Source organism: Amycolatopsis nivea (genome assembly GCF_004522235.1).
Taxonomy (GTDB): Bacteria; Actinomycetota; Actinomycetes; order Mycobacteriales; family Pseudonocardiaceae; genus Amycolatopsis; species Amycolatopsis nivea.
The window spans coordinates 142,324-163,181 of record NZ_SDLT01000011.1 but is presented as its reverse complement, the minus strand read 5'-3'; the positions used below and the strand labels follow the sequence as shown (position 1 = coordinate 163,181).

The following is a 20,858-nucleotide window of genomic DNA, read 5'->3' as shown; positions in this document are numbered from 1 at the left end:
TGGGCTGGGTTGCCTGCCGGTTGGGGTGGGCGGTCGCCGCGGCTCGGTGACGGCTTGGTGGGGTGCTCCGCGCCGCTCGGTGGTTGGCTTGGACGCTCGCCAACGATTGTCGGTTGGCTTGCGTGTTCGCCAACGATTGTCGGTTGGCTTGCGTGTTCGCCAACGATTGTCGGTTGGCTTGCGTGCTCGCCAACGTCCGTGGATCGGCTCGCGGGCTCCTTGCCGTCCGGCGCTCAGCGTGTGGGCTCCCAACCGCTCGGCGGTTTGGTCGGGCGCTCTTCGCTGCTCGCTGACTGGTTCGGGCGCTCGCCAACCTTCACTGGCTGGCTTGAGCACTCGACATCCTTCGTCGATTGGCTTGCGTGCCCGCCAACGTCCGCGGATCGGCTCGCGCACTCCTCGCTGCTCGGCGGTCAGCGAGTGTGCTCGCCACTGCTCGACGGCTCCCCCGGCCGAATCCTGCGCCTATTCACTTGTCGATTCACCGATCAACCGCCACCAACTCCTTCCGTCTCGTACTGCTCCACACCGGCTCCGCCGCGCCGGATTTCCATTGCCCTGCTCTGATACCTGCACCGTAGCCGCCACCACCGACAAAAAAGGGGTGCCCGATGCCCGTTCGCGACGCCGTCTTCGAGGATGTCGAGGAGATCTGCAGCCTCATCGAGGAACACGCGGTCTACGAGGACAAGCACGACCTCAAACTCGACCGCGCCGAGATGAGCAGCCACCTGTTCGGTCCGGAACCGAAGGCGTGGGTGCTGATGTGCACGCCGCCGGGGCGTCCGGACGTCGTTGCCGGGTTCGCCTTCTGCAGCTGGAATTTCTCCACGTGGGAGGGCCGCCCCGGTATTTGGCTCGATGATCTGTTCATCCGTCCGGAGCACCGCAGGCACGGGCTGGGCAGGGAACTGCTCGACGCACTGCGCGCCCGCACGACGGGGCGCGTCGAGTGGGACATGCAGGCTGGCAACGCCAAGGCGGAGGCGTTCTACGCGCAACTCGGAGCGGAACCGGTGCCGGGCTGGATCCGCTACCGCTGGCGGCCGTGACCTGACAGCCGGGCGGACGAGTACGCGACAGCTGTGACCGAACGGCTGCGGAGAACAGCGCGATCGCGAACGGCAGGCACACCGGTGGCGGATGGCCGGGTGCCTCCGCCGCGGAACGCGCACGCCGACCTGCCAGCTGCGAAGAATGAAGAGCGGCATCCGGACAGCCGCCTAGGACCTGACCGAGCACCAGCGAGCCGCCAGCACTCCTGCCGACCGGTGCCCGGCGAGCCGCCAACACTCCCGCCGACCGGAGCCCCGCGACAGAACAACACTCCCGCAGACCGGAGCCTCGCGAGCCAACCAACGCTCCCACCGACCGCAGCCCCGCGACAACAACCCCCGGCCGACCCCCACCGCCCCTGACCGGGCGACCCCGGCAGGGTCGGCCCCGTATCGTATGCGGCATGGGAGATGGTTCCGCCCGGAGGTCGTCGTCGGTCGAGGACTACGTGCGCGTGATCTACGGGCTGGTCGAACGGGGCGAGGCGGTCACCAACGCGTCGCTGGCCGGGCGGCTTGAGGTGAGTCCGTCGTCGGCGTCGGGGATGGTCACCAAGCTTTCCCAGCTCGGCCTGGTCGCGCACGTGCCCTACCGCGGCATCGAGCTGACCTCCGAGGGGCGGCAGCTCGCCCGGTCGGTGCTGCGCAGGCACCGGCTGATCGAGACGTACCTGGTCTCCGAACTCGGCTACACCTGGGACGAGGTCCACGCCGAGGCCGACGCGCTGGAGCACGCGGTCTCCGATCGGCTTGTCGACCGGATCGCGGCCAAGCTCGGCAACCCCGTTCGCGATCCGCACGGGGATCCGATCCCGGCTCCGGACGGCAGCGTCGAGGAGCTTCCGATGCGCATTCTGGACGACCTGCCGCCCGGTGCGGTTGGCGAGATCGTCCGCGTGTGGGACACCGATCCGGACCTGCTTCGCTACCTCACCGAGCACGCGATCGGGCTCGGCGAGCGCATCGAGGTCGTCGAGCGGCAGCCGTTCGGCGGGCCGATGGTGGTGAAGGTCGGCCAGCCGCCGGACGCCGCTACGCACGCTATCGGCAAGGAGATCGCGCAGGCGTTGTCGGTCACCCTGCGCTGAGGGGCGTACGCGCGAGTGTCGCTGCTGGGCGGATGTGTCCGGCAGCTAACCCGCCGACGATGGGTCGCATGACCACTACCAAGCCGTTCCGTTTCGGCATCGTCGCCGGGTTCGCCCCGGATCTGGAGTCCTGGACCGCGCAGGCTCGCCGGATCGAGGAGCTCGGGCTCGACACGATGTTCGCGACCGACCCGGTCGGCGGGCTCGACCCGTTGACGCTCGTTCCGGCCGCCGCCGCGGTCACGAGCAAGCTCACCGTCGGCACCTTCGTGCTGGCCGATCCGTTCCGCGACGCCCGGAACCTCGCGTGGCAGGCCGATTCACTGCATCAGGCGACTGGCGGCCGCTTCCTGCTGGGGCTGGGCGTCGGGCATCCCGGGGCGGGCAAGCACGCCGCGACGCTGGGCCGCGAGTTTCTTTCGCCGGGTGAACGCGTCGCCCGGTTGGCGGACACCATCGAGGTGCTTTCGGAGCGCCCCGAGCGGCCGCGGCTATTGCTCGCGGGGTCCGGGCCCAAAATGCTCGCGCTCGCCGCGCGCACCGCCGACGTCGTGACGTTTTCCTGGGGGCCGCGCACTACCGAGGACCAGGCTGACTCCATTGTGGACACTTTTCGCTCGTTCGCGGGAAGCCGGGACGTCGAACTGGCGGTGAACCTCACCGCGATCGGGGACAAGCCTTCCCCGCAGCTCGCCCGCTACACCGGGGTCGACGTGCCGCAGCTGGTCGAGGAGAAAGCGGTCACCGTGGTGCCGGAAAACCCTGACGCCGCCGGGGAAATGCTTCTCCGCTGGCGCGAGCGGTGGGGGATTTCCTGTGTCACGGTCAATTCCGGCTACGCCGAACCGTTCGCCGCGATTGCCCGGGCACTCTCCGCACAAGGGTGAAAGCCCTTCCGATCATGCGGTGTCCGGCCTACGCTCCGAGGTTTCCCAGCGACGTGGTTCGGAGCGTGTGCGATGACCGGTCAGCGAACACCGACGATCGACCGGGGGAGTATTGCGGGACGGGATCTCGGGCAATTGCTCGAAACCGGCCCGTTCGCCGAAGCGCTGCGCGCGGCCATCCGGGCCCGCGGGCTCGGCCTCGAACGCATCAGATATCGGCTGCGGGGAAGGGGAACCACGGTCAGTCTCGCGACCTTGAGCCACTGGCAATCCGGCCGCTGCCGTCCGGAACGCCCGGAATCGTTGCGGGCATTGCGAAATCTCGAGCAGATCCTCGGCGTCCCGGACGGGTCGTTGCGCAGGCTGCTCGGCCCGCCGCGTCCGCGCGGTCAGTTCCACCAGCCGGGCCAGCCGCTCTCCTGAGCGCGCCCGGCCGCGGCGGACGGCGCAGTGCGCAGGCGTATCCCGACGCTTACGCACCGTCGTCCGCCGCGTTCGCAAGATCCGCGCATGGATGAACCCGATGCGGTTTTCCCAGAAGGCCGACGGGACGTGCCGGTACGTCGGAAGTGGCGGCGAAGCCAGCCGCCCGCGAGGCGGCTTCTACGATCGGACCCATGCGTGCGGTCGTGATCGAAGAGTTCGGCGTGCTTCCCGAAGTGCGGGAGGTACCGGATCCGGTGGCCTCGGACGGCGGGGTCGTCATCGCGGTCGAAGCGACCGGGGTGTGCCGCAGCGATTGGCATACCTGGCAGGGGCACGACGAGGCGGTCCGGCTGCCGCACGTCGCCGGGCACGAGCTGGCGGGGCGGATCGTCGAGGTCGGTGCGGGTGTCGTGGGCTGGACGAAGGGCGACCGGGTCACTGTCCCGTTCGTGTGCGCGTGCGGCGTCTGTGCCCAGTGCGCCAAGGGCGACCAGCAGATCTGCGACGACGAGTTCCAGCCCGGTGCGACCCACTGGGGTTCCTTCGCCGAGAAGGTCGCCATCGAGCACGCGCAGACGAACCTGGTCGCGTTGCCGGACTCGATGTCGTCGGCGGAAGCTGCTGCGCTCGGTTGCCGCTTCGGGACGGCGTTTCGCGCAGTGTTGCGCCAGGGCGGCGTACGCGCGGGGCAGTGGGTCTCTGTGTACGGCTGTGGCGGCGTAGGCATCTCCGCGGTCCTCCTGGCGACCGCTGCGGGCGCGAAGGTGGTTGCGGTTGATATCTCGCCGAAGGCGCGTGCCGCGGCGGAGCGTGCTGGCGCAGTGTTGAGCGTCGACGCCAGTGCGTTCGACGGGCCCGAAGCGCTGGCCGCGTACGTCCGTGAGCGCACTGACGGCGGTACGCACGTGTCGCTGGACTGTCTCGGTTCACCGGCCACCTGTGCGGCTTCGGTGGGCACCTTGCGCAAGCGCGGCCGCCACGTGCAGGCCGGGTTGATGCCACCCAGTCAGGGGGTGCCGCCGATTCCGATGCATCGGGTGGTCGGCGGCGAGCTGGAAATCGTCGGGGTCCATGGGCTGCAGGCGTATGAGTACCCCGAGTTGCTGGGCGTGGTGGAGCGGTCCGGCATCGATCTGGCCGGGTTGATCGGCACGCGGATCGGGCTGGACGGGGTGCCAGCGGCGCTCGCTGCGATGAGTGACCCGGTGCCTGCCCGGGCCGGGGTGACTGTCGTCGAGTTCGGGTGACGAATGGTGACCGGCATACACCCTGGGTGGCGAGTCCGAGTTGTAGCTGATCGAGACCTGGCGGGACCCTCGGCGGTGTGGAATTCTCCGAAGCTTGGCGGCAAGTGGCGAGGGGAATCCGCCGCAGGAGCGCCCGTCCGGGTGGCTCCTGCGGCCGCCGGCCCCGGGGCGGCGTGATGGAGCTGCTCCCGCGTCCGCGCCGGGAAATCTCCCCGGGCGCGGTGCACGTCCCGGATTGGCTCACCGAGCAAGAACAACGCGACCTCGTCACGGCCTGTCGCGGCTGGCGCGGTTACCGGGCGACCCGGCTTCCCGGCGGCGGAGTGATGTCGGTGCGCACGGTCTGCTTGGGCTGGCAGTGGCGGCCGTACCGCTACGAACGGCTGCGCGAGGACGGTTCGCCGGTGGAGCCGTTCCCGGACTGGCTGGCCGAGCTCGGCCGCCGCGCGCTCGCCGACGCCTACGACCGGGCCGCCGACGACTACCAGCCCGACGTGGCACTCGTGAACTACTACGACGCCGCCGCGAAAATGGGCATGCACCAGGACAAAGACGAGCTCTCGACGGACCCGGTGGTCTCGCTGAGCCTCGGCGACACGTGCGTGTTCCGCTTCGGCAACACCGAGCATCGCAACCGGCCGTACACCGATGTCGAGCTGCGTTCGGGCGACCTGTTCGTGTTCGGCGGCCCGGCGCGGCTGGCGTTTCACGGGGTGCCGAAAACCCTCCCCGGCACGGCGGATCCGGATCTTGGCTTGACCGGGCGGCTCAACCTGACGTTGCGGGTGTCGGGGAAGTGAACCGGACCCGCTGCCCGGGCCGGAGCTGGGCGGCGAGGTCCAGATCGTCCTCGTCCACGACGGCGGCGACGGGATAGCCGCCGGTCACCGGATGGTCGGCCAGGAACAGGATCGGCACTCCGGAAGGCGGCACCTGGAGCGCCCCGGGCACGGCGGCTTCCGGGGCCAGTTCGCCGACGCGGGCGCGGGTCAGCGCGGGGCCGTCCAGCCGGACGCCGACGCGGTCGAGGTCGCTGGTCACGGTGTAGGCGGCAGTGAGCAAAGTGGACAGTGCGGACGGGGTGAACCAGTCCAGCCGCGGTCCGGGTTCCAGGCGCAGCACCGGTTCTTCCGCGAGCCGGCGCAGCGGGGCGAGATCGACACAAGGGTCGCGCTCGATCACCGAACCGATCGGCAGCGTCATTCCCGCCGCGAGGACGGGCGGGCCGAGTTTGCCCAGCGTGTCGGTGGCTCGCGCGCCGAGCACCGGCGGTACGTCCAGGCCGCCGCGTACCGCGACGTAGCTGCGCAGGCCGAGCGACGCGACACCGAGTTCGAGTTCTTCGCCAGGGCGCAGGACGATCGGCGCACCGGCGGCCGCGGCCCGTCCGCCAGCGCGGATCGGCAGCTGCGCGCCGGTGACCGCGACGACGGTGTGCTCCGAAACCCGCAGCCGCAGGCCGCCGAGGGTGACCTCGAGCGCCGCGTGCGTTTCCGGATTGCCGACGAGCCGGTTCGCCAGTTTCAGCGAACCCCGGTCGGCCGCGCCGGACCGGCCGACGCCGACTGCCGCGTATCCCGGGCGGCCGAGGTCTTGCACGGTCGCGAACGGACCGGGCGCGAGGATCTCGATCTTCCCGGTCACCGGATCGCCTCGAACCGCACTCGGGTGCCCGGGACCAGCAGGTTCGGCTGTTCGCGGCCAATGTCCCAGACCTGCGCGTCGCTGTGGCCGAGCAGGTTCCAGCCGCCGGGTGAGGGATGCGGGTAGATCGCGCTGTACTCGCCGGCGATCGCGACCGCACCCGCGGGCACGCGTGTGCGCGGCGTGCTGCGGCGCGGCAGGTGCAACACCGGGTCGAGGCCGGTCAGGTAGGCGAAACCGGGTGCGAAACCGCAGAACGCCGCGACGTAGGTGACTGCCGAATGCCGTTGTACGACCTCGGAAACCGACAGTCCGGCGGCCTCGGCGACGTCCGCCAGGTCAGCGCCGTCGTAACGCACCGGCAAGGTGACGGTGTCCGCCGAGCGGTCGGAAACATCCATTGTGGACAGTGAGGCAAGCGTACGAGCCAGTGCGGCCGAATCGGTGCGGGCCCGATCGAACCGGACCAGCAGAGTGCGTGCGGCGGGCACGAGCTCGACAACGCCCTCAGGCTGGGCGGCTTCGCAGGCCGCCTGGAACCCGAGTACGTCGTCGACCTCCACCAGCAACGCGGAGCGGCCGTAGCGCAAAACAGTGCTCACACGAACGACCTCAGCACCACGCCGGATTCGGTGAGCAGCTCGCGAATCCGCCGGGCCAGCTCGACCGCGCCGGGCGTATCTCCGTGTACGCACAGGGAATCCGCCCGTAGCGTGAGCTTGCCGCCGTCAGCGTCGACCACTTCGCCGGTGGTCGCCATGGTGAGCGCACGCGCGGCGACTTCGTCGGCGTCGTGCAGTACCGCGCCTGGAAGCTTGCGCGACACCAGTCGTCCTTCAGGCGTGTACGCGCGGTCGGCGAACGCTTCTGCGTACGCAGGCACGCCCGCCGCTTGAGCCGCGCGCAGCATTTCGGAGTCCGGAGGACACAGCAGTGCCAGATCGGTGTGATAGCGCCGTACGCCTTCGACAAGCGCAGCCGCCTGCTCCGGATCGACAGCTGCGGTGTTGTACAGCGCGCCGTGCGCCTTCACGTAACGCACGCAGCTGTGCGCCGCGCGCGCGAAGGCGTCGAGAGCGCCGATTTGGTACAGAACTTCGTCCGCGAGGTCTTCCGGCGCGATGTCGAGCGCGCGACGGCCGAAGCCGGCCAGGTCGCGGTAGCCGACGTGCGCGCCGATAGTGACGCCGCGTTCGGCCGCGCGTTCGCACACGCGGCGCATCACGCGCGCCTCGCCCGCGTGGAAGCCGCACGCGATGTTCGCGCTGGTCACGATGTCGAGCATGGCTTCGTCGTCGCCCATGGTCCAGGCGCCGAAGCCTTCGCCGAGGTCGCTGTTGAGGTCCATGTCATCCCACCTGGTAATCGCGATCGGGTTGGTCGGTCAAGAACATGTACCCGGGGGCGTGCGTGACGGCGAACGGCGGCCGTGACGCCATCAGCGCCGCCTGCGGGGTGACGCCGCAGGCCCAGAACACCGGCACGTCCCCGGGCTCGGCGTCGACCGGATCGCCGAAATCCGGCCGGGCGAGGTCGGCGATGCCCAGGTCGGCCGGGTCGCCGACGTGCACCGGAGCACCGTGCACCGCGGGCATCGCGGCGGTGATCCGCACCGCGTCCTCGACCTGGGCTTCCGGAATCTGCCGCATCGACACCACCATCGGGCCGCTCATCCGGCCAGCCGGTTCGCACTGCCGGTTCGTCACGTACATCGACACGTTGCGGCCCTGATCCACGTGCCGCAGCGGGACGCCCGCGGCGCGCAGCAGCGTCTCGAAGCTGAAGCTGCAGCCGATGGAGAACGCGACCATGTCGCTGCGCCACACCCCGGTGGCGTCGGCGATTTCGCTGGTCAGCGCGCCGTTGTGCCAGACGCGATAGCGCGGCAGGTCGGTGCGCAGGTCAGCGCCGGGCGCGAGCCGCGTGGTCGGGTCGCCGGGTTCGCTGACGTCGAGCACCGGGCACGGCCGCGGGTTGCGGGCGCAGAACTCGCGGACGTCGTCGGCCCAGTCCGCGGGGACGGCGATCAGGTTGGTCTGGGCGTAACCGTCGGCCCAGCCAGTGGTCGGGCGTTCGGTGCCAGCGCGGAAGAGCGCGCGGGCCTCGGCCGGAGTGAGCGTCGAAGGATCGTAGGAAGTCGTCATACCTCCACCAGCTCCTTGCCTCGCGTTTCCGGCAGCCCGAGCAGCGCTACCGCGGCGATCGCGTAGCCGACCGCGCCGAGCACGATCGCGCCGCCCGCACCCAAAAAGCCCACCACGGCGGGGAAAGCGGCGCCGACCGCGCGGCCGAAGTTGTAGGTGAAGCCCTGTCCGGTGGCGCGCAGGGCGGTCGGGTACAGCTCGGCGAGGTACGCGCCGAACCCGCTGAAGATCGCCGAAGTCGAGAAGCCGAGCGGGAAACTGATCAGCAGCATCAGGCCGTTCGCGCCGTAGGGCAGCTGCACGAACAGCACGATCAGCAGCGCGGACACGACGGAGAACAGCAGGAACGTCTTCTTCCGGCCGAGCAGGTCGGTGAGATAGCCGCCGCAGACGTACCCGATGAACGCGCCCGGGATCAGCAGCGCGAAGTAGCCGCCGGTGTTCACCACGGACAGGCCGCGGCTGCTCTGCAGGTACTTCGGCATCCAGGTGAACAGCGTGTAGTAGCCGCCCTGGACGCCGGTCGCGAGGAGCGCGGCGAACACCGTGGTGCGCAAGAGATTCGGGCGGAAAATCCCGGCGAGCGAGCCTTTGACCTTGGCCGAAACCCGCCGTGCCGCTGCCTCCGGCGCGTCCTCGACACTGCGCCGCACCCACAGCACGAGCAGCGCCGGGATCACGCCGACCCAGAACAGCACGCGCCAGGCGATGTCCTGATCGAGCACGCTGAACAGCACGGTGTAGACGATCACCAGCAGGCCCCAGCCGACCGCCCACGCGCTCTGCACGAACGCCACCGTGCGGCCGCGGTACTTGGCCGAGCAGTACTCGGCGACCAGCGCGGCGCCGACCGCCCATTCGCCGCCGAACCCGAGGCCCTGCAGACCGCGGAAGATCAGCAGCGTTTCGAAGTTCGGCGCGAAACCGCAGAGCACCGTGAAGATCGTGTACATCGCGATGGTGAGCTGCAGCGTGCGGACGCGGCCGATGCGGTCGGCGAGCACGCCGGCTCCGACGCCGCCGATCGCGGACACGACCAGCGTGACGGTGCTGAGCAGGCCCGCTTCTCCGGACGTGATGCCGAAGTAGGCGGTGATCGCGGCCAGGCCGAAGGGCAGGGTCTGGTAGTCGAACGAATCGAGGCCGTAGCCGCCGAACGCGCCGAGGAAGGCGCGGCGGCCCTTGTGGCCGAGCGAGCGATACCAGCCGAACGGGCGGGCCGCGTTCGCGGTGCCGTCGGCGACGTTGACGTTCATAGGGCACCTCACAGGGGGACGAACTCATGGTGGCACGAGTCACATGGCCACTACCGTACGGATCGTTCAACAATCCCACAAGTCCCTCATTTTATTGTTCATCGTCCGATGGCTACGCTGGGCGACGTGGTCACCGACGGAGAGCCGATGGGCCTGGAAGCGGATCGCGGGCTGCTCGGCCGGACGAGCACCGCGGAACGCGTCGCGGGCGTGCTGCGCACGCGCGTTTCCGAGGGGTACTTCCTGCCCGGAGTACGGCTTTCGGAGCAGGACATCGGCAGCGCGCTCGGGGTATCCCGCAACACGCTCCGTGAAGCTTTCCGGTTGCTGACTCACGAACGGCTGCTGGTGCACGAGCTGAACCGCGGCGTGTTCGTGCGCGTGCCGAGCGTCGACGACGTGCGCGACATCTACCGCGTCCGCAAGATCATCGAGTGCGCGGCGGTCCGCGACGTGACCGAGAAGCCGGCGGCGTACGAGAAGATCGCCAGCACGGTCGCGGACGGCGATCGCGCGGCGAAGCAGGCACAATGGCAGGACCTGGGTACCGCGAACATCCGCTTCCACGCGGAACTGGCGGCGCTCACCGGCAGCGAGCGCATTGTCGAGCTGATGCAGGCGCTCGCCGCGGAGCTGCGGCTGGTGTTCCACGTGATGGCCGACCCGCGCCGCTTCCATGAGCGGTATCTGCCGCGGAACCACGAAATCCTGGACGTGCTCGTGACCGGCGACGGGATCCGTACGGCGGAGATGCTCGCGGTCTACCTCGACGACGCCGAGGCGCAGCTGGTCGAGGCCTACGCGGAGCTGGCCGAGACCCGCTGAGCGGTTCGGCCGAAACCGGCCGGTTTGCCCGGGAAGGCAGCGAGCATGGCCGTTCGGCCCCTCCTGTCATCCGGAGGCTCCACGGCGCACGCGGTCTGGCTACCTTCGGCAGGAGGCCGCGTGAGCGTGCCGCCCCGGGCGTCGGGACCCCCAGCCGACGCGCGGAAGGCGGCCGGTGGCCGGGCGGCAGATCTTGGTTCCCGCCCGGCCCGCGCGGTGTCCGCGGCGGGCCGTGGCCACCGGGGGGTGGTTACGGCCCGCCGCTCACTCTTTGCCGAAGCTATCCACAGCGTCCACAGTGGACGGCTACTGGTTCACCGACCATTTCTGGTTGACGTTCCCGGTGCACGTCCACAGCTGCAGTTTCGTCCCGTTGGCCGAACTGACCCCGGCGGCGTCGAGGCATTTGTTCGCGTGCGGGTTGACGATGTCGTGCGCGGCGGTCACGACCCACTGCTGTGCGTTGCTGCCGTTGCAGTCGTACATCTGGACCGGGGTGCCGTCGGCGGTGCCGGAGTACTTGACGTCCATGCACTTGCCGAGCGCGCGAATGGTCCCGTCGCTGCCGACAGTCCAGTCCTGCGCCGCGTTGCCGTTGCAGTCGGTGATCTGCAGCTGAGTGAAGTTCGCCGGATTGGCCCAGGGCACGTCGACGCATTTGCCGCCGATGCCGATGATCCGGCCGCTCGACCCGCCGGTGCTGCTCGTGGTCACGTGCACGTAGTCGACGACCAGTTGCTGCGGGAATTGCGTGCTCCCGTCCGGATCGCCGGGCCAGTCGCCGCCGACCGCGAGGTTCAGGATCAGGTAGAAGGGATGGTCGAAGACCCAGCGGTTGCCGTTCAGATCGGCAGGGGTGCGGGTCTCGTAGGCGTTGCCGTCGACCGACCAGACGATCTTGTTCGGCGACCAGTCGACCGCGTAGGTGTGGAAAGCGTCGGCGAAGACCGGGCCGTTGTACGCCGCGCCGATGCCGCCGGCGCCGGAGTAGCCGGGGCCGTGGATGGTGCCGTGCACGGTGTTCGGCTCCTTGCCGATGTTCTCCATGATGTCGATTTCGCCGTCGTTAGGCCAGTTTCCGCCGCCGAGCATCCAGAACGCGGGCCACATGCCCTGGCCGCGCGGGATCTTCATCCGGGTTTCGACGTGCCCGTACGCCTGGCTGAATTTCCCGGCGGTGTTGAGCCGGGCGGAGGTGTACTGGCAGGTGCCGTACCAGCAGGTGTGGCCGGAGTTCTCGCGTTTCGCGGTGATCACCAGGTGGCCCTGGCCGTCGAGGGCGCCGTTCGCGGCTCCCGCGGTGTACCACTGGCGTTCGTGGTTGTTGCCGTTGTTGTCGCCGGTTTCGTAGGTCCATTTCGACGCGTCGGCGGCGGCTCCGGCGGGGCCGTTGAAATCGTCGGTGAAACTTTCGGCGGCCGCCGCGGTGGGCGGGGCGAGGACGGCGGGCGCGGCTTGGAGGCCGAGCGCCAGCAGTGCGGCCGCGGCGAGGGCGGTGGGGAGACGTCTCAGGAAACTGGACATGCTTGGTCACCTCGGTTTCGGGGAGGAACCTAGAGCGAGGGAGTGCTTTGTTGTGGCGGGCAACAAAGTAGGAGAAGTATGCCTGGTCTGGACCTCTGCGGCAATGGGCCGGGAAGGGCTCCTCGCGGGAAGCAGAGTCCGGCGAGGAGTCCTTCACGGACGGCCCGCGGGGTCACCTGGCCGAGGGTAAGGCTGCCCCCACCGCCGTGACGCCAGTCGGCACCATGGTTCGCCGGAAGGCCCCGTCCTACGTTCGGAAGTGCCAGCCGAGACCGAACACGGGAGAGAGGCCGACATGACGGCGGGGACGGATCTTCGACCACCGCGGGTGCAGCCCGCAGCGGAGCGAACCACACGGGTCGAGCCGGGAAAGCACTGGTGGCGGCGGCCGTGGATCGCGCCGCTGGGACTGGTGGTGGTCGCGTTCCTGGCGTATGCGCTGCCGCCGTACCTGGCGTTCGACCCGGCGCTCTCGCGGGTGCCGTCGACCTTCCCCGCGCACTACCTGTTCCTGGTGGGGCACGTGGTGTTCGGGTCCATCGCGATGGTGACCGCGTTGCTGCAGGTCTGGCCGTGGATCCGGCGCAAGCACCCGGTGCTGCACCGCTATTCCGGCCGCGCGTACGTGTTCGCCGGGGTGCTGCCGTCCGGGCTGCTGGCGCTGACGATCGGCGCGGCGACCCCGTTCGGGCCGGTGACCCGGGCCAGCGACGTGCTGCTCGCGGTCTTGTGGCTCGGTACGACGTGGGCGGGTTACCGCGCCGCTCGCGAACGCCGGTTCGGCGATCACCGGCGCTGGATGGTCCGCAGTTTCGCGTTGACGATGTCGATCATTCTCAACCGGCTCATCGGCCCGATCGCGGCGATCTTCCTCGGACCGCAGCTCGCCACCACGTTCGGCGGCAGCGAGATCGCGCTGGGCCAGTCGATCGCGGCGCTCGGGGCGTGGGTGAGCTGGACCGTCGCTCTGATCGCGGCGCAGCTGTGGCTCGACCGGAAGCCGAAACGCCGCGCGAGTGTTTAGCCCTGGCTGAATAGTGTGGTGTCCGCGCCGCCTGCTGGTCAGAAAACCAGCAGGCGGCGCGACGGCTCATCCGCGCCGCTGCAACGACCGCGCGATGATCGTCCGCTGGATCTCGGACGCGCCTTCGTAAATGCGCGGCGCCCGGACCTCTCGGTAGAGATGCTCCAGCAAATGCCCCCGCCGCAATGCTCGTGCGCCGTGCAATTGCACCGCTTGATCCACGACGTATTGCGCGGCCTCGGTCGCGAACAACTTCGCCATTGCCGCGCGACCGGCAAGGTTCTGCTCGCCCGCGTCGTAAGCGGCTGCCGCGGCGTACACCAGCAGACGGCCGGCTTCGGTCCGCGTCGCCATTTCGGCCAGCGTGTGCGCTACGGTCTGCTGTTTCACCAACGGGCCGCCGAATGCTTCGCGCGAAGCCGTGTACTCCACGGTCGCGTCGAGGGCGGCTTGTGCCATGCCGACCGCGAAAGCGCCGACGCTCGGACGGAACAAGTCCAACGTCCGCATGGCTACGGCGAAACCGCGGTTCTCCTCGCCGAGCAGTTCGTCGCGATTCACTCGGACGCCGTCGAATACCACCGTGCCGATGGGGTGCGGGCTCACCAAATCCAGGTGCTCACCGCTGAGTCCAGCGCGATCGCCGGGGACGACGAACGCGCTGACGCCGCGGGATCCGGCGTCGGGAGTGGTGCGGGCGAAGACTGTGTAGAAGTCGGCTTCCGGGGCGTTCGAGATCCACATTTTCGTGCCGGTGAGCCGCCAGCCGTCCCCGTCCGGTTCGGCGGCGAGCTGCAATGCAGCGGCGTCGGATCCCGCGTCCGGTTCGGTCAGCGCGAACGCGGCGACGGCGTCACCGGCTGCGACGGCGGGGAGCCAGCGCTGGACCTGTTCGTCCAAACCGGACTGGAGTACCGGGTAGCTGCCCAAGCCCTGCAACGCCAAAGCGGTTTCGGCTTCGGTGCTTTGGGTGGCGAGGGCTTCGCGCAGCAGGCACAGATCGGTGGCGGCGGCTTGCCGGGTCGGCTGTCCGCTTTCGACTCCGGGGAACAGCCGGGCGAGCAAACCGTGTGAGCCCATCGCCTTGAGCAGCGGACGGTTTACCGCGCCTTCGGCACCGGCGGCGGCCAGTTCGACGAGTTGCTCGGCGGCGATTTTCCGGACGGAAGCGGCGTACGCGGTCTGTTCCGGAGTGAAGGCGAAAGCGTTCATCGGGCGTCCTCCGGTCGCCAGCGGGCATGGGCGGTCTGGTGGCCGCCGGTGCGGACCAGGTCGAGGCGTGGTTCCGGACCGTCGGTGCGGCCGGTCTGCGGCGGGCGCTTGCCCGCTGCCCACTGTTTCGGCCACGCCACCGGATACTCCTGCGCGGCGGCCGCGTGCAGGGTCCATTGTGGATTGAACAGGTGGGTGCGGCCGAGTGCGCACAGATCGGCGCGGCCCGCCAGGATGAGCGAGTTCACGTCGTCGTAAGAGGAAATCGCGCCCACGGCGATCACCGCGGTGCCGTAGCGGCGTCCGACTTCGTTGCGGATCCGGTCGGCGTACGGAGTTTGGTAGCTGCGGCCGAACTTCGGCTTCTCCTCGCTGACCACCTGGCCGGTCGACACGTCGATGGCGGCCGCACCATGCTCGGCAAAAGCTTGCGCGATGGCCACGGCTTCGTCGGCGTCATTGCCGCCCTCGAACCAGTCGGTGGCGGAGATCCGGACGGTCAGCGGACGATCAGCCGGCCATACGGCGCGGACCGCGTCGAAGACTTCCAGCGGGAAGCGCAGCCGGTTTTCCGGGGAGCCGCCGTAGGAATCGGTGCGCTGGTTGGTGAGCGGGGAAAGGAAAGACGACAGCAGATAGCCGTGCGCGCAGTGCAGTTCCAGCAGATCGAACCCAGCGCGTGCGGCGGCTTCCGCGGCCGACACGAACTGGTCCTTGATCTCGCCCAGTTCGGCGACGGACAGCTCGCGCGGCGTCTGGTTGTTCGGCGAGTACGGCAGCGCGGACGGCGCGCAGACCTCCCAGTTGCCCTCCGGCAGCGGGTCGTCGATGCCTTCCCACATCAGTTTCGTGGAGCCCTTGCGGCCGGAATGCCCCAGCTGCAATCCGATCTTCGCCGGGGTTTCGCGGTGCACGAACTCGACGATCCGCTTCCACGCGGCTTCCTGCTCGGAGTTGTAGAGCCCGGGGCAACCCGGCGTGATCCGGCCTTCGGCGGACACGCAGATCATCTCGGTCATGACCATCCCGGCCCCGCCGAGTGCCTTGCTTCCCAGGTGCACCAAGTGGAATTCGCCGGGCACGCCGTCGACCGCAGAGTACATGTCCATCGGCGACACGACGATCCGGTTCGGCAATTCCAGCGCACCGATCCGCACCGGCTGGAACATCGGCGGCGCGACGGAGGTGCCGAGCGAATCGGCGAACCACTTATCCAGCGAGGCAGCGAATTCCCTGTCCCGCAGCTTCAGGTTGTCGTACGTGACACGGCGGCTGCGGGTAAGCAGGTTGAACGCGAACTGCTCCGGTTCCTGATGCGTGTACTGCGCCAGATTCTCGAACCACTCCAGGCTCGCCTGCGCCGCGCGCTGCGTGGAAGCGACGACCGGACGTCGCTCTTCTTCATACGCGGCAAGGGCTTCCGGAACACTCGGCTGTTCGTGCAGACAAGCGGCGAGCGCGAGCGCGTCCTCCATCGCGAGCTTCGTGCCCGATCCGATGGAGAAATGCGCGGTGTGCGCCGCATCGCCGAGCAGCACGACATTGTCGTGGACCCAGCTATCACAGCGAACCGTGCCGAAGGTGGCCCACTTGGAGTTGTTGGCCAGCAACTGATGTCCGTCGAAAATGTCGCCGCACAGTTCGCGGATCAGCTCGATCGACTTCTCGTCGCTTTCGCCAGGACCGAGTCCGGTGGCGGCGATCGGCCCGAATGCCCGCTGCCACACGTCCTCGTGCATCTCCAGGATGAACGTGCTGCCGTCGCGGCCGTACGGATAGCCGTGAACCTGCATGATGCCGTGCGGGGTTTCGAGCACGTAGAACTTGAACGCGTCGAACACGAGGTCGGTGCCGAGCCAGATGTAGCGGCACTGCCGGGTCTCGACGGTCGGCCGGAACGAATCGGCGAACGCCGTGCGCACCGCGGAGTTGACGCCGTCCGCCGCGACCACGAGATCCGACGAAGCAGCCAGTTCGGCGGGATCCGGCGCGACAGTGCGGAATCGGACATCGATGCCCATTTCGCGACACCGCTGCTGCAGGATCGCGAGCAGCCGCTTGCGGCTCATCGCGGCGAACCCGTGCCCGCCCGAGGTCGACACGGTGTCGCGGTAGTGCACGTCGATGTCGTCCCAGCGCGCGAACTCCCGGCTCATCGCCTCGTGCACGGCCGGGTCGGCGTGCTCGATGCCGCCGAGCGTCTCGTCGGAGAAGACGACGCCGAAGCCGAACGTGTCATCGGGCGCGTTGCGCTCCCAGACCGTGATCTCGTGGTCCGGGCCGAGTTGTTTCGCGAGCACGGCGAAGTAGAGGCCCGCTGGCCCGCCGCCGACTACTGAAATCCGCACGCAAGCCAGGGTATGTCGTCTGCCCTACGGTCGTCAAGAAGACGATAGATGGGTTACGCTCCCGGCATGGAGCGGATCAATCCCCCCGAACTGGGCAAGCCGTCGGGGTTCTCGCACGCGGTGGCGGCGCAGGGCAGGCTCGTGTTCCTCGCCGGGCAGACCGCGCTGGACGCGGACAACCGGATCGTCGGCGACGGCGTCGTGGAGCAGTTCGAGCGCGCGCTCGGCAATCTGCTCACCGCGTTGCGCGCGGCCGGCGGAGAGCCCGCGGACCTGTGCAGCCTGACCGTCTACATCGTCGACATGGACGATTACAAGGCGCACGCGCGCGAGATCGGCCGCGTGTGGAAGCGGCTGGTGGGCGCGGATTACCCGGCGATGGCTGGCATCGGCGTGAACCGGCTGTGGGACGTCGAGGCGCTGGTGGAAGTGCAGGGCTACGCGGTGGTCAACCGCTGAGCACCTGCCGCAGGTGCGTGCGCGCGGCCTCCTCGAGCCGGTCGTGCAGCGTGAAGAACACCTCGGCGGCGCGGATGCCGGACCAGCCCTCGGGCAGCAATTCGGCGGGCAGACACGGGTCGAGATACGGCATCCGCCGCCAGCCGGTGAGCACGCGCAGGTAGTCGGCGAACGCTTCGTCGCCGGGCGTCGTGCGGCGACGCTGCCACCGGCGCAGCGCCGGTTCGTGCTCTTCGAGGAACGCCGTGTACAGCTCGTCCAGTTGGTCCAGGTCCCACCACTCGCGCACCTTCTCGCGCGGGTCGCCGAAGGCGAGGTGTTCGGCGCGGAACACGTCGGCGTACTCGGCGAGCCCAAGTCGCTCCAGGGTGCCGACAGTGACCTCGTACAGGTGCGCCGGCGCGATCCAGACGCCCGAGGACGCGGTGCCGAAGCCGAGCCGCGACAACTGCGTCCGCAGCACGTGCCGCTTGTGCCGTTCGGCTTCCGGCACCGAAAACACCGCGAGCAGCCAGCCGTCGGCAAGCTTCGCGCGGTCCCGGCGGAAGATCCGCTCGTCGCCTTCGCGCAGCAAATCCAGTGCGGTACCGGACAATTCGTACCCGGCGGCTCCGTCGCGGCGCACCGCTTCGAGCACCCCGCGCCGTTTGAGCCGGGAAATCGACGACCGCACGGCGGGCTCGTCGACCCCGACCGCGGCGAGCAGATCGATCAGCGAGGCGACCGAAAGCCATTCGCCGCCCGCCTGGTGATGCACGCCGTAGACCGACACGATGAGGTGCCGGGGCTGGGCCGCGCGCCCGCCGTCGGCATCGGCTGCTTCCGGTACGGCCGTCACCCGCTCACCATACCGTGCCGCCCGTCGCGAATCCGACTACAGACGGGCGGGCAACCGGCGCGGGGTAGCATTTCCGGCGCGATGGCGTTTGTGAGCAATGCACCTTTGGTGAGCCGGCTGACCCGCCGCGGACGGCTGATGGCGAAGCGCACCTGCGACCGCCGTGGACACGCCTTCGCGCTCGGCCGGTTCCTTTTCCGCACCCCGACCGCGTGGGAGTACGCGGCGGCGGTCGCGGGCGGCAGCGATCCGGCCGCGCAGCGCTGGCTCGGCTGGCTGGCCGAGTCCGTGGTCGCCGAACCGATGCGCGGCGAGGCGCTGCGCGTCGTCCCCGGCACCGGGCCGGACTGGACCACGCCGGACCCGCATTCGGTGGACGTCGTCGCGATCGATCTCGTGGCGGGCCGCTGCGCCGGTCTCGTGAGCGTGCACGCGGGGGAGGACGGCGGCCCGGAAACCGGCGGCTATCTCGCGCCGGAGTACCGCGGACAAGGCTTCGGCCGCGATCTGTTCGCCGCGGGTCTGGTGCTGGCGCACGAGCATCTCGGGCTTTCGCGGGTGCGCGCGGGCGCGGAGGTCGGCAACGTCGCGAGCGGCCGTTCGCTGGAAGGGGCCGGACTGCGCCGGGTCCCGGGGCCACCGCAGTACATGCTGCCGGACGGACGGGCCTGCGAAGCCTGGTGGTACCAGCACGACGCGGCCTGGCCGCGGAAATGCGCGGGCCCGCAGGCGCAGTGGCTAGTCGCCTCGTGAGCCGTACTCCTCGTACGCCCGCAACGTGCTGATCACCAGCGCCCGTTCTCCCGGGCTCAACGGCGACAACGCCGCCTCCCAGGCCTTCGCCCCGCGCGCCAGCCACGCGTCCACGGCAGGCCGCTTGTCCGAGTGGATGCTCACGATGGTGCGCCGCCGGTCGTCCGGGTCCTCGGCGCGCTCCAGCACGCCTTGCCGGGACAGGTCGCCGATCATCAGACTCGCTGTGGTGGGCGCGATTTCGAGCCGTGCGGCGAGTTCGTTGACCGTCATCGGGCCGTCGAACAACAGATAGGCCAGCAGGGACAAATGCCGCGGCGCGAGCGCGACGTCGTCGAGTTCCGGCGGCGGCGGCGTCCGCTTCGCGCGCCCGACGAGACGGGGCATGAGAAGCAGCAGTTCGCGGACCCCGTCCTCGACGGTCGGGCCGGATTCGGTGGCCATGCGGCGACAGTACCTGCGCGTGCGTTGACAGCCCGATTCGCGCGATCCTAGGTTTGTTGTTACATCATCAATCAGGGAGTTTTCCGATGTCGGACTGGAACCAGCAGATCATCGACGAGTTCCGCGCCAACGCGGGCAAGGTCGGCGGCATGTTCGAGGGCAAGAACATGGTGCTGATCACGCACACCGGCGCGAAGAGCGGCAAGCAGCGGGTCAGCCCGCTGGTGTACACCACCGACGGCGAGCGGGTCGTGATCGTCGCGTCCAAGGGCGGCGCGGACACCAACCCGGACTGGTACCACAACCTCGTCGCGAACCCGGCCGTCACGGTCGAGATCGGCACCGACAAGTTCCCGGCGAAGGCGAAGCTTGTCACCGACCGCGCCGAGCGCGACCGGCTCTACGCCAAGATGGTCGAGCACGCGGAGGGCTTCGCGGAGTACGAGAAGAAGACCGAGCGCCTGATCCCGGTCTTCGTTCTCGAGCGCTGACTCAGCCCAGCGGCTGTCCGTAGACGAAGCTCCGCAACCGTCCAGTCGACATCGGGTCCAGCGGAGCGAACAGCTTGGCGTGCGCGGCCTGCACGGTCGCCGCGTCCGGCTCGACCATCGACAGCGCGCGCACGGTGTAGCGCGAATCGGCGGTGAAATCCGGTGCGGACGAGCGCTGGTACGCGCCGCCGAGCAGGTCGATGATCAGCACGGTCGGCACCGGGGCATCCGGGCCGGCGTGGTCGAGCACAGTGCTCAGCACGTCGTCCCGGAGCTCCGGCAGCACGCGGTTGTCGCCGAGGTACGAGTGCGGATTCGGCGGTTCCGCGGCGATCTTGCCGGAATCGGTGAACGGCATCGTGGTCAGCGTTTCCTGGAGCGGGCCGAGTGCGCGCAGGGGAGCGACGAGCTGATCGCCGTCGGCGCCGAGGTAAGCCACCCGGACGTGCGCGATGTGCTTGCCCCGCAACGGTTCCGGCACCATCGGCAGGTCCGGGTAGGGCACCATCGCGACCGAGGTGCCGACGGTGTCCGGCAGGTCTCGGGTCCAGTCGCGCCAGGTGCGCAGGACGTCCGGGATCTTGGCGGTGTCGAAGTACAGTCCGCCGCCGTACAGCGTGGTCACCGGGACGAGTTCGAACTCCAGCGCGGTCACGATCCCGGCGTCGAGCGGGCCGGTCGTGCGCGTGCCGTCGGGCCGGACGATCTCGGCGGAGCGGACGCGGTCCGAGGCGAGGCCGAAGTGCCGGCCGAGGAGGCCGAAACCGCCGCCGAGGGTGTAGCCGACCACGCCGACGCCCGGCGACGAACCACTCAACGGCGCGAGCCCGTGTTCCGCGGCGGCGGTGATGACGCTGCCCCAGGTGGTTCCGGCTTCGACGCGTGCCACGGCGCGGTCCGGGTCGATGGTCACGCCGGTCATCCGGCGCGTCGAGATCAGCACGCCCTCGGCCGGTGCGCGCAGCCCGTGGCCGGTCGCCTGCACGGAAACCGGCAGGTCGCGCTCGGCCGCGAGCCGGACCGCCGCGGCGACGTCGTCGGCGCTGGTGGCGGCGACGACCAGGTGCGGAGTAGAGGTGATGCCGGTCTGGAACCCGGCGATCTCTTCGCGGTAGCCGGGCTGGTCTGCGGTGAACGTCTGCATGCCTTAAGCGTGCTGGCTGTTCGACGATAAGTCCAAGAGATACTAGTTC

At 69.4% G+C, this 20,858-nt stretch carries 22 protein-coding genes; 11 read left to right on the top strand and 11 right to left on the bottom strand.

What is annotated here, in order from left to right; translation table 11 throughout:
• Positions 1 to 611: 611 nt before the first annotated feature.
• The 6 genes from EIZ44_RS15955 (at position 612) to EIZ44_RS15930 (ending at position 5,503) form a co-directional block, all read left to right on the top strand.
• Positions 612 to 1,052: a GNAT family N-acetyltransferase gene (locus tag EIZ44_RS15955; RefSeq protein WP_043830620.1), complete on the top strand. Its 441-nt coding sequence runs from the start codon at positions 612 to 614 to the stop codon at positions 1,050 to 1,052.
• Between the two features lie 407 nt (positions 1,053 to 1,459).
• The gene (locus tag EIZ44_RS15950; protein WP_134729380.1) at positions 1,460 to 2,143 is read left to right on the top strand and encodes a metal-dependent transcriptional regulator; all 684 of its coding nucleotides are present in this window, start codon (positions 1,460 to 1,462) and stop codon (positions 2,141 to 2,143) included.
• A 68-nt stretch (positions 2,144 to 2,211) separates the two neighbouring features.
• A complete protein-coding gene (locus tag EIZ44_RS15945; RefSeq protein ID WP_167754146.1) occupies positions 2,212 to 3,030 on the top strand; it encodes an LLM class flavin-dependent oxidoreductase in 819 nt (272 codons plus the stop codon).
• 72 nt (positions 3,031 to 3,102) lie between these two features.
• Positions 3,103 to 3,453, top strand: a complete 351-nt coding sequence (locus EIZ44_RS15940) for a hypothetical protein (protein WP_037811001.1) — start codon at positions 3,103 to 3,105, stop codon at positions 3,451 to 3,453.
• 194 nt (positions 3,454 to 3,647) lie between these two features.
• Entirely contained in the window at positions 3,648 to 4,703 is a 1,056-nt protein-coding gene (locus EIZ44_RS15935) for an alcohol dehydrogenase catalytic domain-containing protein (protein WP_134729376.1), read from the top strand.
• A gap of 176 nt (positions 4,704 to 4,879) precedes the next feature.
• Complete coding sequence (locus tag EIZ44_RS15930; protein ID WP_134729374.1) at positions 4,880 to 5,503, top strand: alpha-ketoglutarate-dependent dioxygenase AlkB family protein; 624 nt, start codon at positions 4,880 to 4,882, stop codon at positions 5,501 to 5,503.
• Here the strand turns inward: EIZ44_RS15930 and EIZ44_RS15925 are convergent.
• From EIZ44_RS15925 to EIZ44_RS15905, 5 genes are read right to left on the bottom strand one after another with little or no spacing between them, the layout of a single operon-like run.
• On the bottom strand, positions 5,472 to 6,347 hold the full coding sequence (locus EIZ44_RS15925) for a 5-oxoprolinase subunit C family protein (protein WP_134729372.1): 876 nt from the start codon (positions 6,345 to 6,347) through the stop codon (positions 5,472 to 5,474). The two genes, EIZ44_RS15930 and EIZ44_RS15925, sit on opposite strands and share 32 nt — an antisense overlap.
• Entirely contained in the window at positions 6,344 to 6,949 is a 606-nt protein-coding gene (locus tag EIZ44_RS15920) for a 5-oxoprolinase subunit B family protein (RefSeq protein ID WP_134729370.1), read from the bottom strand. Before EIZ44_RS15920 ends, EIZ44_RS15925 begins: the two co-directional genes overlap by 4 nt.
• Positions 6,946 to 7,695, bottom strand: coding sequence for a LamB/YcsF family protein (locus EIZ44_RS15915; protein ID WP_037811012.1), 750 nt, complete (start codon positions 7,693 to 7,695; stop codon positions 6,946 to 6,948). Before EIZ44_RS15915 ends, EIZ44_RS15920 begins: the two co-directional genes overlap by 4 nt.
• A 1-nt stretch (position 7,696) precedes the next feature.
• Positions 7,697 to 8,491, bottom strand: coding sequence for a putative hydro-lyase (locus EIZ44_RS15910; protein ID WP_037811014.1), 795 nt, complete (start codon positions 8,489 to 8,491; stop codon positions 7,697 to 7,699).
• Positions 8,488 to 9,747 carry an MFS transporter gene (locus EIZ44_RS15905; RefSeq protein WP_037811016.1) on the bottom strand — a complete coding sequence of 420 codons (1,260 nt, stop codon included), beginning with the start codon at positions 9,745 to 9,747 and terminating at the stop codon, positions 8,488 to 8,490. Before EIZ44_RS15905 ends, EIZ44_RS15910 begins: the two co-directional genes overlap by 4 nt.
• Before the next feature lie 108 nt (positions 9,748 to 9,855).
• Between EIZ44_RS15905 and EIZ44_RS15900 the strand changes: the two genes are divergently transcribed.
• Positions 9,856 to 10,572: a GntR family transcriptional regulator gene (locus tag EIZ44_RS15900; protein ID WP_199817519.1), complete on the top strand. Its 717-nt coding sequence runs from the start codon at positions 9,856 to 9,858 to the stop codon at positions 10,570 to 10,572.
• A gap of 306 nt (positions 10,573 to 10,878) precedes the next feature.
• Here the strand turns inward: EIZ44_RS15900 and EIZ44_RS15895 are convergent, their stop codons facing one another.
• Complete coding sequence (locus tag EIZ44_RS15895) at positions 10,879 to 12,096, bottom strand: glycoside hydrolase family 16 protein (protein ID WP_134729368.1); 1,218 nt, start codon at positions 12,094 to 12,096, stop codon at positions 10,879 to 10,881.
• Positions 12,097 to 12,391: 295 nt separating this feature from the next.
• On the opposite strand from EIZ44_RS15895, the gene EIZ44_RS15890 reads away from it, so the two are divergent.
• Positions 12,392 to 13,120: a DUF2306 domain-containing protein gene (locus tag EIZ44_RS15890; RefSeq protein ID WP_051728817.1), complete on the top strand. Its 729-nt coding sequence runs from the start codon at positions 12,392 to 12,394 to the stop codon at positions 13,118 to 13,120.
• 66 nt (positions 13,121 to 13,186) lie between these two features.
• Here the strand turns inward: EIZ44_RS15890 and EIZ44_RS15885 are convergent, their stop codons facing one another.
• Together EIZ44_RS15885 and EIZ44_RS15880 are read right to left on the bottom strand one after the other, a co-directional pair.
• A complete protein-coding gene (locus tag EIZ44_RS15885; protein ID WP_134665287.1) occupies positions 13,187 to 14,332 on the bottom strand; it encodes an acyl-CoA dehydrogenase family protein in 1,146 nt (381 codons plus the stop codon).
• The gene (locus tag EIZ44_RS15880) at positions 14,329 to 16,680 is read right to left on the bottom strand and encodes a bifunctional salicylyl-CoA 5-hydroxylase/oxidoreductase (protein WP_134729366.1); all 2,352 of its coding nucleotides are present in this window, start codon (positions 16,678 to 16,680) and stop codon (positions 14,329 to 14,331) included. The genes EIZ44_RS15885 and EIZ44_RS15880 overlap by 4 nt, the downstream gene beginning before the upstream one ends.
• A gap of 66 nt (positions 16,681 to 16,746) precedes the next feature.
• Here EIZ44_RS15880 and EIZ44_RS15875 point away from each other — a divergent pair, with 66 nt between their 5' ends.
• Entirely contained in the window at positions 16,747 to 17,139 is a 393-nt protein-coding gene (locus tag EIZ44_RS15875; RefSeq protein WP_037811023.1) for a RidA family protein, read from the top strand.
• On the opposite strand, the gene EIZ44_RS15870 is transcribed toward EIZ44_RS15875, so the two are convergent.
• On the bottom strand, positions 17,129 to 17,977 hold the full coding sequence (locus tag EIZ44_RS15870; protein WP_037811024.1) for a PaaX family transcriptional regulator: 849 nt from the start codon (positions 17,975 to 17,977) through the stop codon (positions 17,129 to 17,131). The genes EIZ44_RS15875 and EIZ44_RS15870 overlap by 11 nt on opposite strands.
• An 81-nt stretch (positions 17,978 to 18,058) precedes the next feature.
• On the opposite strand from EIZ44_RS15870, the gene EIZ44_RS15865 reads away from it, so the two are divergent.
• The gene (locus EIZ44_RS15865) at positions 18,059 to 18,730 is read left to right on the top strand and encodes a GNAT family N-acetyltransferase (RefSeq protein WP_134729364.1); all 672 of its coding nucleotides are present in this window, start codon (positions 18,059 to 18,061) and stop codon (positions 18,728 to 18,730) included.
• Here the strand turns inward: EIZ44_RS15865 and EIZ44_RS15860 are convergent.
• A complete protein-coding gene (locus EIZ44_RS15860; protein WP_134729363.1) occupies positions 18,716 to 19,174 on the bottom strand; it encodes a MarR family winged helix-turn-helix transcriptional regulator in 459 nt (152 codons plus the stop codon). The two genes, EIZ44_RS15865 and EIZ44_RS15860, sit on opposite strands and share 15 nt — an antisense overlap.
• Before the next feature lie 86 nt (positions 19,175 to 19,260).
• On the opposite strand from EIZ44_RS15860, the gene EIZ44_RS15855 reads away from it, so the two are divergent.
• Positions 19,261 to 19,665 (top strand): nitroreductase family deazaflavin-dependent oxidoreductase, encoded by a 405-nt coding sequence (locus EIZ44_RS15855; protein WP_134729361.1) that lies wholly within the window; start codon positions 19,261 to 19,263, stop codon positions 19,663 to 19,665.
• 1 nt (position 19,666) lies between these two features.
• Here the strand turns inward: EIZ44_RS15855 and EIZ44_RS15850 are convergent, their stop codons facing one another.
• Entirely contained in the window at positions 19,667 to 20,809 is a 1,143-nt protein-coding gene (locus EIZ44_RS15850; RefSeq protein ID WP_134729359.1) for an FAD-binding oxidoreductase, read from the bottom strand.
• Positions 20,810 to 20,858 lie beyond the last annotated feature (49 nt).